The organism is Bradyrhizobium sp. SUTN9-2, assembly GCF_003122645.1.
Taxonomy (GTDB): Bacteria; Pseudomonadota; Alphaproteobacteria; order Rhizobiales; family Xanthobacteraceae; genus Bradyrhizobium; species Bradyrhizobium yuanmingense.
On sequence record NZ_LAXE01000001.1, the window covers coordinates 7,923,715 to 7,937,732 of the forward strand.

Below are 14,018 nucleotides of genomic sequence, written 5' to 3' on the forward strand. Positions count from 1 at the left end.
CCTGGCTCTGCCCCGAGGACAAAGAGCAATTCAAGTCGTCACTTCACGTCGGTAGCCACGGCCGAACAGACCATCTTGCGCGACCAAAGCCGGTCTGCGTTGGCAAGATGCGGCACCGAATTAACCCTATCGACAAATGATTGCCGTTGGGCGGCGGCCGCCGGCAAAGTTGCCTCATTGACGCGCAGAATTTTCAGCGGCGCTAACCTGGGTCAGAGGCGCGTTATGCTGAGAATGGCGTTGTTGGGCCTCCTCATCCTGTTGAGTGTGGGAATGCTGTCGGCCATGGAGCTGAGCGCTCCACCTCGTCGCATCGCCGCCACGGTCCAGCCGCCTGCCGAGCAGAACGCGAGCATCCCCGCTTCGCACGATGCGCTGGCGAAGGCCGACCGCCTCGAGGTTGCCGCTGAGAGCCGCGCGATGCCGACACAGACCGCTTCGGTGGATAACCCGGTTGCTCCGCAGGACGTGCATGTCCGTTCATTCGCGCCGACGCCGATCGTCCGTCCGCGCAGCAAACCGAAACGGATCGCGACCGCTGAACCTCCCAAGCCGAAGCCAAAGGCATTTGGCGTCAAACGAGCCGCCACTGTTCAGCGCGCAAAGGCCGCCAACGAGACCGAGCAGTGTCGCCTCAAGGCGTTCGGCGGCCTGCTCAAGGCTTTGAACTTGACCGGCTGCGAAATCTGAGGCCGCCTCCAGGAACGTCTCGCAAACTCTTCCGATCAGCCATATGTTGCCCGCATGAAAAAGATCGGATTTCTCTCCTTCGGGCACTGGACGCCCTCGCCGCAATCCCGGACGCGCTCGGCGGCGGATACGCTGCTGCAATCGATCGAGCTGGCGGTCGCGGCCGAACAGCTCGGGGCCGACGGCGCCTATTTCCGCGTGCATCATTTCGCGCGGCAGCTGGCCTCGCCGTTTCCGCTGCTCGCGGGCGTCGGCGCCAAGACCAGCCGAATCGAGATCGGCACGGCCGTGATCGACATGCGCTACGAGAACCCGCTCTACATGGTGGAGGACGCCGGCAGCGCCGATCTCATCGCCGGCGGACGGCTGCAGCTCGGCATCAGCCGCGGCTCGCCAGAGCAGGTGATCGACGGCTGGCGTTATTTCGGCTATCGGCCGGCCGAGGGCCAGAGCGATGCCGACATGGGGCGGCGCCATGCGGAGGTCTTCCTCGATCTCCTGCGCGGCGAAGGTTTTGCCGAGCCCAACCCACAGCCGATGTTTCCCAATCCTCCCGGGCTGTTGCGCCTGGAGCCGCATGCGCCGGGCCTGCGCGAGCGGATCTGGTGGGGCGCCGGCTCGAACGCCACCGCGGTGTGGGCGGCGCAGCTCGGCATGAACCTGCAGAGCTCGACGCTGAAGAACGACGAGACCGGCGAGGCCTTTCACGTGCAGCAGGCGGCACAAATTCGCGCCTATCGCGCGGCGTGGAAGGAAGCCGGCCACAGCCGCGAGCCCCGCGTCTCCGTCAGCCGCAGCATCTTCGCGCTAATGGACGAGCGCGACCGCGCCTATTTCGGCGGCGAGCGCGGCAGCGAAGACCAGATCGGCTTCATCGACCCGCGCACGCGCGCGATCTTCGGGCGGAGTTATGCGGCCGAGCCGGACGTTCTGATCGAACAGCTGCGCCAGGACGAGGCGATCACCGAAGCCGATACGCTGCTGCTGACGATCCCGAACCAGCTCGGCGTGGATTATTGCGCGCATGCGATCGAGGCGATCCTCACGCAGGTGGCGCCGGGGCTGGGGTGGCGGTGACCTGAAAGGCGTGACACGACCGCAAGTCGTGATTGACTTCATGCACCACCGACGCCAATGATCCCTCGGGGCATTGTTGGACTGATCGGGGGTTGAATGGGCTTGCGTCCAGGAATTTTCGTTGCAGCATTCTTGCTAGCGGGGTGTGCGTCAGGGCCGATGGGCAGCTCGGCGCTGACAGAGAACGTCAAGGCCAACACTGCGCGGCTTGTCATCTATCGCTCGTCCGCCCTCGGTTTTGCGATCCAGCCAAATTATGCGGTCGATGGAAACGTCGTTGGAGGCAGCCAGGCTGCAGGGTTCGTCGCCTGCGAGCTGCCTCCGGGCCGCCACGAGGTTGCGGTCAACAATCTTCCACTGAGTACCAACCTGTTCGGGCAGGGAAGCGAGAAAGTGAGCCTCGATCTGCGCGCCGGCAGCACCACCTACCTCTCCGCCCAGCCACAGGTGGGAATCATCACGCCCGGTGCGATCACGTTGGTTCAGGTCACGGAAAGCCAGGGTCGTGCCGACGTCGCCAGCTTGCATCAGAGCAACAGCTCATGTGGCAAGGCGTGATCTGAGGCTCTCCGCGGCCGAAACGCGGATGAAACGCCTTATTCTGCAAATCGTCTTGCGCCTTGGTCGCTATGCGGTGCTTCCCGTCGTCGCGCTGGCATGCACGATTCTCGCCATCTGGCTGATGATCATGGACCGCTACACGATTGCGGCGCTGGCCACGGCACCGATTGTGTTCACAAGCTCCATGGCCACCATAGCACTCGCAATTGGGCTCCTGTTCCTGCCTTCGCGCAAGCATGGCGGTTTCGAAGCCGACGAACAGACCGCCCCGGGGCTTTGGGCCGCATGGAGGGAGCTCGATCGCAGTTTTGTCAGATCGAACCGCACTCTGCTGGTCGACACCGATTTCAACGCTTCGATCTCGGAAGAAAGCCGGTATGCGGGCGTGTTCGGGCAGCATGTCACGATGACCATTGGTCTGCCATTGTTGATGATCCTGGACCAGCGATCGGTTCGTGCCGTTATCGCTCATGAAGTGGCGCACGCCCGGCTTCGGCACACTTCGGGAGGCACCAACCTCGCCGATTTCATGGCGGCCGCGGAGAACGTTTTCTTCTACGCCGATCCGGAGCACACGATTACCGGATACATTGCTCGCATCCTACTCCATTCCCTGCTCGAAAGGCTGGAGAAGGAATACAAGGCATTGTCACGGGAGAACGAGCTTGCCGCCGATCTGGAAGCGGCCGAGCAGGTTGGACGCGAGGAGATGGCACGCGCGCTGGTGATGATGGAGGTTTGTGGAGCACGTCTGGCCGATCTCGTCATCGCTCCCCTGCAGAAGGAGGTGCTCGGCGCAATCAAGGCGCCATCGCCGCCATTCGCGCGAATCTTAGATCAGATTCCAGCTATAAGAGCGCCCGGATTCATGACCGCCGCCGTCGCCAGTCTGAGCCGCCAGCACGATCCCGATTCGACACATCCGCCTTTTGGCCAGCGGTTGGCCAGCCTCGGATACATCGACGTACCTGACGTTGGCGAGATACAAATGTCCGCGGTTGACCAACTTCTCTCACCGGACGCTGCCAACCAACTCACCTTACGATTCGATGAGGAATGGCGGAAGAAGGTCCAGGAGTGGGTCAGCGTCGGCAGATGAACGTGCGGGCTCTGGCCGAGCGAACAATTGCTCGACGATCTTCGTGTGTCCGTGCTAGCTCTTGGGACCGGCGGCAGGATCACGCGAGCTGGACAGTGTTATGCTATCCTGTCTCCTCCACAGCGAGCTTGCCGCCATTCGCCGGGTCGCGCGATGAATCAGCGTCTGTCACTCGTCAGTCTCGTGGTCGCCGACTATGATGAAGCGATCGCCTTCTTCACGCGCGCTCTGGATTTCGAGCTTTGCGAGGACACGCCGCTCGGCGGCGGCAAGCGCTGGGTGGTGGTGCGGCCGCGGGGCAATCCTGGTTCTGGCCTGCTCCTGGCGCGAGCAGACGGGCCGGCGCAGACGGCGCGCATCGGCGACCAGACCGGCGGGCGCGTCTTCCTCTTCCTGGAAACGGATGATTTCGAGCGCGATCATGCGCGCATGATTGCCGCCGGCGTGCGCTTCGTCCGGCCGCCGCGGCACGAGGCCTATGGCGTCGTCGCGGTTTTCGAGGCTCTGTGCGGCAACCGTTGGGACCTCATCCAGCCCTCCAGCCGCAGTTGACGCCCGACGACGCCGCTTCCGCGACGCTTACCCCGTCTTCGTCCCCGTGATGATGGCCAGCGCCTCGACGAGGCGGTCGAGATCGGCCTCGTCGGTGAAGAGCGCCGGAGTCACGCGGATGCACTGGCCTTTGGCGACGCCGGCGCGGCGCACCGTCATGATCCGGTAGCTGTCCCGAAGCTTCGCAACGATGGCCTCGTTGTCGGTCTTGCCGGTCTTGCCGGCGAGGCGGAACGACGTGATCGCGCCATATGAGCCGGCCTCATCCGGCGTCAGGATCTCGATGTCCTTGAAGCCGCGGACGCGGCTCACCCAATAATCGCGCAAGTGGCGCAGGCGCGCTTGCTTCGCCGCCGCGCCGATCTCTTGATGCAGCGCCAGCGCCGTGGGCACCGTCAGCATCGTGGCGAAATTGACCGTGCCGGTATGCACCCGCGAGCGGATATCGCTTTCCGGAAAATCCTCGTCGCACATGTTGCGGTCGATGGCGGCGAGGCGATCCTTCCTGATGTAGAGGAAGCCGACGCCGAGCGGCGCGCCGAGCCATTTGTGCAGATTGAAGCCGACGAAATCGGCCTCGAGCTCGCTCACCCGGAAGTCGAGCTGTCCCCAGGAATGGGCGGCATCGACGATCGTGTCGATGCCTTTGGCCTTGGCCATGCGGGCGATCTCGGCGACCGGCATGACGAAGCCGGTGCGGTGGCTGATATGGGTCAGGAGCAAAAGCCTCGTCTTCGGGTTCGCCTCGATGGCGCGGGCATAGGCGTCGAGCACAGCCTGGCGGGTGGCGGGCTCCGGCACGTCGAACTTGACCACTTCGACGCCACGGCGCGCCTTCAGCGCGTTCATCGCATATTGCATCGAATCATAATCGAGATCGGCATAGAGCACGCTGTCGCCCGGCTTCAGCCTGTTGTAGCCGCCGATGAGGAGCTGGAGCGCTTCGGTGGCGCCGCGGGTGAGCGCGATCTCAGCTGGAAGCGCGCCGACCGCCTCCGCCACCTTGGTGCCCACCGCCTCGAAATCCGCACCCGCACGCAGCCGCGCGTAATAGGTGTTCTGATAATTGACCATGTCGGACTGGCGGATGAACTCGCGCCGCACGGGCTCGGCCATGATGCCCCAATAGCCGTTCTCGAAATTGAGGATGTCGGGCGTCACGGCATAGAGCCCCTTCACGGCCGCCCAATAGGACTTGTCGGTGGCGATGGCAGCCACTGAGCCGGTCGGCTGCGGCGGAAGTCCCTCGGCGGCAAAGGCCGGCCCCGCAAGCGGCGCCACGGCTGCTGCCGTGAGGCCCTTGAGCATCGCGCGGCGGTCCGCTGAAAACGTCCTGATCAGTTGCATGTCAGCTCTCCCCAGAGCGTTTTCGAGCGAAGCGGCGTCGGGATCGCATCGCGAAAACGCCAAACGACGATCCAGAGCTCCGTTCCGACGTCACCGGACGAAGCAGGCTCTGGCGCGCGGGACAAGAGCAACGGACGATGCAGCGGAGATGACCGGAGCGTGACAATGCGATGATCGGAAGCCGATGGCGACGGCGCGGCCGGAGCACCGGCCTCGACGCGCGCGAGCGGATGTGGGGTCCGGTTTCTTCCTTTGTCCGGAAACCGGAACCTTCACATTCATTGCAGGTAGCCGATGAGATAGATGCCGCCGCCCAGGACGATGAGCGCGGGCACCGCCCAAAGAATCAACACAGGCATTTTCCTCTCCTCCAGTTGAGTGCTCCCGGTGAGAGAACGGGAAAAAACGGCAAACGTTCCGGGTTTTGCCGGAACGGCGCAGCTGATGGCGAGTTCATTGCAGCGCCGCATGCAGCGGCGAGGGAGAACGCAATGAAGAAGCTCATGTTGATTTCGGCCGCCGCTCTGCTCGTGTCGACGGGCGCGATGGCACAAACCACCGTCACCACCACGACCGGAGCCGGGCACGGCGCGGCCGTGCAGATCGAACCGGAGTACCGCACCAAGATCCGGTCCTACGTCACCGAGCGCAAGATCCGTCCGGTCGAAACGCGCGAAAAGATCGTCGTCGGTTCGCCCGTGCCGAGCGACGTCGAGCTCGCAGCCGTGCCGAGTGACTGGGGTCCCTCGCTCACCAAGTACCGCTACGTCTATGCGGGCAACCGCGTGATGTTGGTCGATCCCGGCAGCCGCATGGTCGTCCAGGAGATTGACTAAACCGCCGCACGGCGGGTCGTCGAGGCGGCCCGCCCGTGCATTCTTTCGACAGCTCGTTTGCGGTAGCGCCTGATGCCGATCGTCCGATACGTCGTATTTGCAAGCATTTTCGCGGTGGCGCTGCTCTTGTTGCTGGATCGCTCTCTGCCGCAGCCCGCGGAGCGTGCTGCCGGCCCGGAGGCCGCTCGGGCCACCATTCGCATCCACTCCGCACGGGCGCTGCCTGACAAAATCATCTTCGACACATCCACTCGGATCGCCGCCACCGTCTCCACTCCCCTGCTCGCCGCCGACGCGCCTGATCGCGGTACGAGCGGCGCATTGACGATGCTTGAAACGCGAACGCCGGACGTCGCGGCATCTCGGCGCGACACGGCGCACGCAGCCGGTCTGCATTCGAATCGGAATGGCCGCGCGGCTTCCTCTCGCCTCTCCACGCGTCAGGTGACGGCCGGAGCATTCTGAGAGCCGGCGATCGTAGCGAACGCGACTCCATGGCCGCAGCACCAGATGAACGCTGAATGAATAAAAGCTGTGCGGTTCGCGTCGCGGAACTGTCTCAGGCTGAATCGAAGCGTCAACGTGTCCGACACAAGGAACGTTTCCGCGATTGCCAATTTATCCCGGGCCTGATTGGCGATTTGATTTTTGGAAACCTGGAGGAAATGCACATGAGGATCCTGAAGCTCTCTGCGGCTGCGGCCGCGCTGCTGGCCGGCACGGCGCTCGCCGTTGCGCAATCGAGCTCGACGGTCGGCACCGGCGGTTCATCGGCCGGCGGCGGCACCAGCTCTTCGACGGTGGGCACCGGTGGCTCTTCGGCTGGCGGCAGCGGGTCAGGCTCTGCTTCGACGCTCGGCACCGGCGGCTCGTCGGCCGGCGGCGGCACCAGCTCTTCGACCGTCGGCACCGGCGGATCGGCGGCCGGCAGTGGCTCGGGCAGCGGCTCGGCCTCGACGCTCGGCACCGGTGGTTCATCGGCGGGCGATGGCAAGAGCTCATCCAGCGTCGGCACTGGCGGCTCGGCTGCGGGCGGCTCGACCGTTGGCCAGTCCGGTTCGTCGAAATCGCCCGGCATGGGCGACGGCAAGTCCGGTAGCCACGCCAGCGACATGGGCCTCGAAAAGGGCAAGGGCCATAACAAGGACGAGTGGAAGAAGGACAAGCACTAGTGCCTTGACCAGGAGCGGCAGCGATGCCGCTCCTTCGTCTTTGTTGGAGGAGAACTCGCATGAACAGATCAATCATTGCGATCGCAGCGTTGGCACTGACGTTTAGCGCAGCTCAGGCGGCTACCATGGAAAAGACCGGCAAGACGGCGTCGGGCGAGACGTGCAAGGTGACGGTGGTGAAGCATGCGGACGGCAGCATCACGGCCGCGGGCGCATCGGGTTCAGGCACGACGGGCTCGACCGCATCGAGCGGCTCGCTGTCGAGCTCGAGCTCTGCCGGCGGATCGTCGGTCAATGTGCAAGCGGGCGGCGGCCACGTCTCGAGCTCCTCGTCGACGGCGGGTGGGCCCGGCTCCACCAGCGCCAGCACCATCACCGTCAACGGCTGCACAATCTCGACCTCGTCGCCTTAAGGCATAGAAAGGATTGAAAACATGAGAACGCTCGTTACGACCTCGGCGGTCGCGCTTCTGCTTGCCGCCACTTCACCATTGCTGGCGCAGACCAGCATCACCGGTGGCAGCGGCGGCTCGGCTGCAGCGGGCGGCACCTCCGCCTCCACCGTCGGCACCGGCGGAACGTCCACCTCGGCGACGGGCCGCACCGGCTCTTCGATCGCGGCCGGCGGAAGCGCCGCTACCGTCGACGGCAAGACCAAGACCGGCGTCAGCATGAACAAGGGCAACGGTCCGGTACTGAACTCCAACGCCCGCGCGCAAGCCCATGATGGCGGCACGTTCAGCCGCTCGCACACCCGCACCAAGGTCAAGGCCGGCGAGCAGGTCGGCTCGACCACCAAGACGATGTCGCATGTGCCGGGCTCGAAGCCGACCATGTCAAGGACGACGACGACGGCGCGCTAGCATCGCGCGGCTCTATTCCTCACCACCTGCTGCCCGGCTTGGCCCGGGCAGCTTTTCCGTTTGCGACTTTCCGTCTTGCGAGCCGGCTCAGCCACCACGCAGGCTGTGGCTGATCCGGGTGACGACGGCATCCCATCGCCGCTTCTGGGCGGCCGGATAATTGATCAGAACGCAGTGCACATAGCCGCGCGCGAAATTGCAGCGGTTGTACCAGATCTTGTCGCGCTTGATGCTCGAGACCACGAAGAAGTTCGAGCTGATCCGCTTGTAGATGATCCCCGTCGGCGGATTCTTGCTGGCGAGGAATTCGGCCGGCGACACACCTTGCCGGTTCTCGACGGCCTGAACGGTGAAGTCGGCATTGCCGTCGGAGCTGCGGAAATGCTGCCCATATGCGTCAGGCTTGCCGGCCGGTTCGGTGAAGATCGCGGCGGGAATGTCGACCGACGTTCCGGATTCCGGGATGCGGTAAGTCCTCCAGCCGCTTGCCGAGGCGATCGAGAATGTCGCACAGAGCGCGATGATTGCGGCAAGCAATGTCTTCATGTCCGCCCCGTCATTTGCGCGGCGCCAGTTGCAGCTCCATCAAGGCCATCCTTTGCAGGTTGGAGACGTCCCGCTCGCCAGCGCCGGCGGTGCGCAGGATGGATTCGGCGAGCGCGTTGACGTGCGAGGAATGCACGGGATCCGGCAGGGTCGCAACCGCAGCTTCCAGCGCGGTCGTCATGATCTCGATCACCTCGGGAGAAAATTCGGCGTTGGAAAAATTCTTCATCGCGTGCGTCGGCCGCTTGTGCGGGTCGTGTTCAACGCCGGGAAAAACCGGAAGTTCCTGGATGGGCACGGTCCCGAGTACTGGGACCGTCGGCAGCTCACGCAGCCGGCTGATAGCCGGTGAGCCGAGCGGGCTCGGCATCCTCGTTTGCAACGCTCTGCACCCTCGCATGGCTGCCGATGACGAGACCGGCGAGCGAGAGCATCAGGCCCAGCGCGAGCGGCGCGAACAGGGCCTCTTCCTGAAATAATCCGTTGAGCAGAACGACGAGCACGCCGAAGCCGGCGAGGCCCTGCGTCAGATATCCCGACGACGCGTAGAGGCGCCAGGCCTTGAGCGCCATCGCGAAATAGAAGGCCAGCGGCACGAAGGCCGCGATGCCCATCTGGTACAAGAGGACGCCGATCGCGCTTTCGACCGCGCCGTCGATCGTGCCGGCCGCCTGCGCAGCGCTCCAATCGATCGAAAAATAGCTGTCCGACAAATTGCCGCCGATGCCGAGGCCCCGGCCGTAAGGTCTCTGCACGAATCCGTCGAGGCCGCCCATCAGGCCGATGACGTGATAGTCGCCGATCTGCAGGCCGATGCGGATCGCCAGGATCGCAAAGGCGATCATGCCGGCGAGCCCCAGCAACAATGTCGCTACGGCACCGATGAGGCGAGTCCCGATCCAGCCTGCACCCACGAAGATGACGGTGATGAGCGCTCCCTTCACGCTGCAGAAGACCAGCAGCGGCAGGGCTGCCAGGGCGAGCAGCGGGCGTCCGACCGAGAACAGGAACAGGGCGAGAAAGCCGATCCCGTAGGCGAAGCTGATCGGGTGCATGTTCGGGCCGTGAATGCGCAGCATCTTCGACAGGCCGAAGCCTTCGAGCAAGGGCGTGTTCAGGAAGTCGAAGCTGAAGCGATCCTTGAGTGTGACGGGCACGTTGCCGGTCTGCCGCATCTGGGTTTCCCAGACGCCGGAATGGGTCGCCTTGAGCTCGTCGAAGCCCCAGAACGTATGGCCGTTGGTGACGGCCAGCCAGACATCGCGCAAGACGAGCTCGACATAGCCGCACAGCATGAGGATGACCGCTAGCGCGACCAGGAACGGCGTGATGCGCACCTCAAAGGTTGCCGCGGTCAGGAGCGACAGCTGAAACAGAAACAGCGGCAGAACGATGTTGCGCAAATAGACCGCCGCCGGCTGTCCGTCCTGGACGAAGCCGATCGCGAAATAGAGCGAGACGACGGCGAGGGTGACGACGCCCCAGCGCATGATCTGATTGATTTCCCTCGACTGGCTCCTCTGGCCCAGCACGTAGAGCGCAAACGTCGCCAGCCACATCACGGAGCAAATCAGGAAATTGTAGCCCTTGATGAAGTCGAGATCGGAGGGGAGCGGGACCAGCGGCGACAGGATGGAGACGAACAGGTTCTGGAAGAACAGGACGAAGATCGCGACCGCCGGGGCCCAGGTCGGGACCGCAACGACGATGGCGATACCGATCAGGACCTCGATGATGATGGCCAGCGCGGGATTGGCAAGGTGCAGAACCGGCGCAGAGCTGATCGTCGCGATGGCGATGCAGAAGGTCGCGGCCAGCTCGCGCCAGGCCGGAGGCGACGGCGCGGCCTGCACGCTCTGGCCTTGCGGTGAGTACCCGGCGCTCATCAATCGTCCTTTACCATCGCGCCGGACACGATAGCCGCGCGAGGGGTAAGGATCCGTTAACGATCGCGGCGCGCAGCGGGAGCCCGTTCAGGCCGGCCGGGCGCGCCGAGCAGCGCCCGCATCACGTCGGGATCGGGCTTGCCGGTTGCGGCGTCGACCAGGCCAAAGCCTTGCGCCAGTTCCCAATGCGCCCAGCCCCAGCAATGCGCGCGGGCATAGGCAGTGACCTCCGCCAGCCAGCGCAACCGGCTCTGCCGGGGGGCGCCGGCTTTCAACACGCCGAACTCATTGACGATGATCGGCCGCGAAACTTGCTGCTGCCATGCGAGCGCCGGCGCGAGCCAGCGATCGGCTCCCGGCTTCTCCTTGGCGGCGCCAATCGCGGTATCGAGCATGGCGAGCGCCTTGACCGCGCCCCTCGCCTGCAAATCCTGCCGAAGCGCCTGAACCTTGGGATCGCCGGCATTGATCGGATAAGGCAGATCCATGATGTCGTGCAGCGGATCGCGCGCGTCCCAGTGCCCCTGATGGGTGAACACCATCGGATCGTAGAAATGGATGGCATAGACGACGTCAGGGTCCGCCAGCGGGCGAAACCGCGGCAGCGAGTCCGCGCGCTGCCAGTTGACCGGGCCGACGATGAGCGTGGTGGCGGGCAGCAACCGGCGAACGAAGGCGGCGAGCGCCTCGACCTCCTTTTGCCATCGGTCCGCTTCGATATCGGGTTCGTTGAGCAACTCGGCGAAGACTAGATCGGCTGGATATGACCGAATGACCCCAGCAAGCGCGCGCCAGGCCTCCTGCATCTCGCCCATCGCTGCATCCGGATCATCCTTGTGCAGGCGATTGAAGCGCTCGCCCGGATGAAGGTCGACGGAGCTGGAATAGCCGAGCGAGGTCAGCTGCTTCAACGCGCCGTCTAGCACGCGCAGCGTCGCCTCGCGCTCGTCCTTTGCGGCAAAGCGCGGCATCACGCGTTCCGCCGGCACCGGCAGGCGGACATGGCTCATGCCCGCCTTGCGCAGCTGCTGCAGCAGCGCGCGGCTCGGTGGCGCACCGTTGATCCAACCGTCGGCGTTGAAGCCGCGCGAGAGGGCGGCCAGCCGCCCGGGCGAAACCGTCGACGGCAGTGGCACGCAATCCTCGGCGAATACCGGACGGCCGAACGAGATCGACAACAGCATCGCCGCAGCCAGCAGACGGCAGCGCAAGGCTGTCATCGTCACACCGCAAGGCCCAAAGCGCCACCGTCGGGCTGAGCCACCATTGAATCAGCGGGCACGTGATTGACGACGAGGCCGGTCGGCACCGCCGCGTATCTTGCCAGCGCCGCGGTCACCCTGCGCATCGCCGACGAACCAAGCTCGCCGGCGCGCGCCACCAGGACGATCAGGTCGGCATGCGCGGCCAGCGCAATGGCATCGGGCTGCAAGGCGAGATTGCCGGCGTGTACCACGATCAGGTCGAACTCCGAGCGGATATCGTCCTCGGGCCGCGCATCGGGCTTCCGCCCGGCACTGAGCAGCTCGTCGATCGACTGAAGTCCCGCCGTGGTCGAACCGTCCTGCCATTCGGTCACCGGGGGCTGGGTGCCTGCAAATTCCGGCTGGAGCCGGATCAGCACGCTCATCATGCCGCGGTTGACGGCGGCGCGATTGAGGGCGCGCGCCACGGTGTTGCCGCCGGCGCTCTTGCCGACCGACAAAACCAGCGCGACCTTGCAGCCGCGCACCGGCACGCGGTCGATGCGTTCGAGCAACGGCCGTAAGTGAGGGCCGAGATCGAGCTCGGCCGACGCGCTGACCGGTCTTTGCCAGACCGTGTTGATCCCGGCGCCTGGCGCCAGCTCGGGAATGCGGGCCCAGACAGGAAGGCGGGCCATCGCCTCGGCTGGGCGCGCGGCGGCAGCAGGAGGGGAAACTTGCCGGTTGGGCGTCTCCTCCGCTTCACGTGAGACAGGCGCCTCAACGGATTCGGGCTTGTCGGCGGACAGGCTCGTCGTCACCGCAACGGCGGCGGTCGACGTCAGCAGCGAGCCGATCGCCAGCGCCGCGAGCAGCAAGGCGAGCGGCGGACGCGTCGAGCGCAACGGCGGGATGGCAACCGATGCGATCTTGGTCTGGGACGCCTGCAGCTGACGCTGCTCATTGGTGGTCTTGAACCGCGACAGGAACTGCTCGTAGATGTTGCGGTTGGCATCGGCGTCGCGCTGCAGCTCCTGCAGCTTCACCAGCGCCTGGCCGTCGCGCAGCATCTTGGTCTCGACCGCCTTGAGCTGCTTTTCCAGCGCGTTCTGCTGCTCCAGCTGAGCCTCATATTCGGACTTGGCCGTATCGATGTTCTTCTTCCGCTCGATCTCGATCTGCCGGTTGATATCCGCCAGCTGGCTGTAGGAGATCGCAAGGTCGGGATGGCGGTCGCCATAAACCGCCTTCTTCTGCGCGATCTGGTCGTTCAGCGCCGAGCGCTGCGCGCGCAGCATGCTGAGGAGATCCTGCTTCACCGGCCCTTCGACATTGGCCTTGACGTCGCGCTGCACCTGCTCGTAGCGCGCCTTGGCCTCCTCAGTGCGGGCGCGGGCGGCGGAGACCTGCTGGGTCAGATCGGTCACCCGCAATTGCTGCGTGGTGGATTCCTTGCCGGCATTGACGATGTTGTGCTCGAGCCGGAAGGCGGCGACGGCGTCTTCCGACGCGCGCAGGCGCTCGCTCAGCGTTTTCAGCCGGTCCTGGAGCCAGCCGGCCGCCTCGTCCGTCGCCTCGGTGCGGACGCGGCCCTGGCTGGCGACGAAGGCCTCGGCGATGGCATTGGCATAGTAGGCGGCGCGATCCGGCCGGTTGGAGGTGAAGGAAATCGCGATGACGTAGGTCAGCCCGCGCCGGGTGATCTCAAGGCGGTTGCGGAATTTCTCGAGCAGGCGCGTCATGTCGGTATAACCGCCCGCGATGTCCTCGTCGTCCGCGATATTGAGCTGCTCGATCAGGGGGCGGAGGAAGCCGTCGGATTTGGCGATCTCGATCTGGCTCTGCAGCGCCGCGGCATCCTGGCCGATGCCGGGCAGCACGTCCTGCTCCGAGGTCACGCGCAGCTCGCGCGGATCGAGCACGACCAAGGCCGTCGCGGCATAGCGGACCGGAAGCACCATCAGGGCGACGACGCCGAGGGCGAACAGCGCCAGCGCCAGCGCCAGAATGCGCCGGCCGTTCTCGCGCAGAAAGGACAGCGTCCCGGAGACGGTCAGCGATCCCTTGGTCAGTCCCGGCGAGGCGCCGTCAGGCTTCGCCTTCGCAGCGCGCGGCGCTTCCCACGAAGCCGCTTGCTCCGTCGGGGCGATGCTTCGCGGAGATGCGCGGCTACCGAACGCCATGGGTTGGACTCGAAATCAACTG

16 protein-coding genes are annotated in these 14,018 nt (G+C 65.0%); 9 read left to right on the top strand and 7 right to left on the bottom strand.

Annotated features, from left to right (window positions below; genetic code table 11):
• Positions 1 to 225 precede the first annotated feature (225 nt).
• The 5 genes from XF30_RS36805 to XF30_RS36825 all read left to right on the top strand — a co-directional run bounded on the left by XF30_RS36805 (position 226) and on the right by XF30_RS36825 (position 3,979).
• A complete protein-coding gene (locus XF30_RS36805; RefSeq protein ID WP_109145435.1) occupies positions 226 to 690 on the top strand; it encodes a hypothetical protein in 465 nt (154 codons plus the stop codon).
• Between the two features lie 54 nt (positions 691 to 744).
• Positions 745 to 1,767 (top strand): LLM class flavin-dependent oxidoreductase, encoded by a 1,023-nt coding sequence (locus XF30_RS36810; RefSeq protein ID WP_109145436.1) that lies wholly within the window; start codon positions 745 to 747, stop codon positions 1,765 to 1,767.
• A gap of 159 nt (positions 1,768 to 1,926) precedes the next feature.
• Positions 1,927 to 2,325 carry a DUF2846 domain-containing protein gene (locus XF30_RS36815; protein ID WP_225114314.1) on the top strand — a complete coding sequence of 133 codons (399 nt, stop codon included), beginning with the start codon at positions 1,927 to 1,929 and terminating at the stop codon, positions 2,323 to 2,325.
• Positions 2,326 to 2,353: 28 nt separating this feature from the next.
• Entirely contained in the window at positions 2,354 to 3,427 is a 1,074-nt protein-coding gene (locus tag XF30_RS36820; RefSeq protein WP_109145437.1) for a M48 family metallopeptidase, read from the top strand.
• Between the two features lie 153 nt (positions 3,428 to 3,580).
• Entirely contained in the window at positions 3,581 to 3,979 is a 399-nt protein-coding gene (locus XF30_RS36825) for a VOC family protein (RefSeq protein WP_109145438.1), read from the top strand.
• Positions 3,980 to 4,006: 27 nt separating this feature from the next.
• On the opposite strand, the gene XF30_RS36830 is transcribed toward XF30_RS36825, so the two are convergent.
• Positions 4,007 to 5,326 (bottom strand): aminotransferase class V-fold PLP-dependent enzyme, encoded by a 1,320-nt coding sequence (locus XF30_RS36830; protein WP_109145439.1) that lies wholly within the window; start codon positions 5,324 to 5,326, stop codon positions 4,007 to 4,009.
• Positions 5,327 to 5,817: 491 nt separating this feature from the next.
• Here XF30_RS36830 and XF30_RS36835 point away from each other — a divergent pair, with 491 nt between their 5' ends.
• The 3 genes from XF30_RS36835 to XF30_RS36845 all read left to right on the top strand — a co-directional run bounded on the left by XF30_RS36835 (position 5,818) and on the right by XF30_RS36845 (position 7,334).
• Positions 5,818 to 6,162 carry a DUF1236 domain-containing protein gene (locus tag XF30_RS36835; protein ID WP_109145440.1) on the top strand — a complete coding sequence of 115 codons (345 nt, stop codon included), beginning with the start codon at positions 5,818 to 5,820 and terminating at the stop codon, positions 6,160 to 6,162.
• 72 nt (positions 6,163 to 6,234) lie between these two features.
• A complete protein-coding gene (locus XF30_RS36840) occupies positions 6,235 to 6,627 on the top strand; it encodes a hypothetical protein (protein ID WP_109145441.1) in 393 nt (130 codons plus the stop codon).
• Positions 6,628 to 6,833: 206 nt separating this feature from the next.
• Positions 6,834 to 7,334: a hypothetical protein gene (locus tag XF30_RS36845; protein ID WP_109145996.1), complete on the top strand. Its 501-nt coding sequence runs from the start codon at positions 6,834 to 6,836 to the stop codon at positions 7,332 to 7,334.
• A gap of 112 nt (positions 7,335 to 7,446) precedes the next feature.
• On the opposite strand, the gene XF30_RS38805 is transcribed toward XF30_RS36845, so the two are convergent.
• Positions 7,447 to 7,725, bottom strand: coding sequence for a hypothetical protein (locus XF30_RS38805; RefSeq protein WP_192893365.1), 279 nt, complete (start codon positions 7,723 to 7,725; stop codon positions 7,447 to 7,449).
• A gap of 43 nt (positions 7,726 to 7,768) precedes the next feature.
• Between XF30_RS38805 and XF30_RS36855 the strand changes: the two genes are divergently transcribed.
• Positions 7,769 to 8,197 (top strand): hypothetical protein, encoded by a 429-nt coding sequence (locus XF30_RS36855; protein WP_036026530.1) that lies wholly within the window; start codon positions 7,769 to 7,771, stop codon positions 8,195 to 8,197.
• A gap of 87 nt (positions 8,198 to 8,284) precedes the next feature.
• Here the strand turns inward: XF30_RS36855 and XF30_RS36860 are convergent, their stop codons facing one another.
• The 5 genes from XF30_RS36860 to XF30_RS36880 form a co-directional block, all read right to left on the bottom strand.
• Complete coding sequence (locus XF30_RS36860; protein WP_109145442.1) at positions 8,285 to 8,743, bottom strand: hypothetical protein; 459 nt, start codon at positions 8,741 to 8,743, stop codon at positions 8,285 to 8,287.
• A gap of 10 nt (positions 8,744 to 8,753) precedes the next feature.
• A complete protein-coding gene (locus XF30_RS36865) occupies positions 8,754 to 8,972 on the bottom strand; it encodes a hypothetical protein (protein ID WP_036026528.1) in 219 nt (72 codons plus the stop codon).
• Between the two features lie 97 nt (positions 8,973 to 9,069).
• Positions 9,070 to 10,629, bottom strand: a complete 1,560-nt coding sequence (locus XF30_RS36870; protein ID WP_109145443.1) for a hypothetical protein — start codon at positions 10,627 to 10,629, stop codon at positions 9,070 to 9,072.
• 56 nt (positions 10,630 to 10,685) lie between these two features.
• A complete protein-coding gene (locus XF30_RS36875; RefSeq protein ID WP_109145444.1) occupies positions 10,686 to 11,849 on the bottom strand; it encodes a glycoside hydrolase family 5 protein in 1,164 nt (387 codons plus the stop codon).
• 2 nt (positions 11,850 to 11,851) lie between these two features.
• Complete coding sequence (locus XF30_RS36880; protein ID WP_109145445.1) at positions 11,852 to 13,996, bottom strand: GumC family protein; 2,145 nt, start codon at positions 13,994 to 13,996, stop codon at positions 11,852 to 11,854.
• Between the last annotated feature and the right edge of the window lie 22 nt (positions 13,997 to 14,018).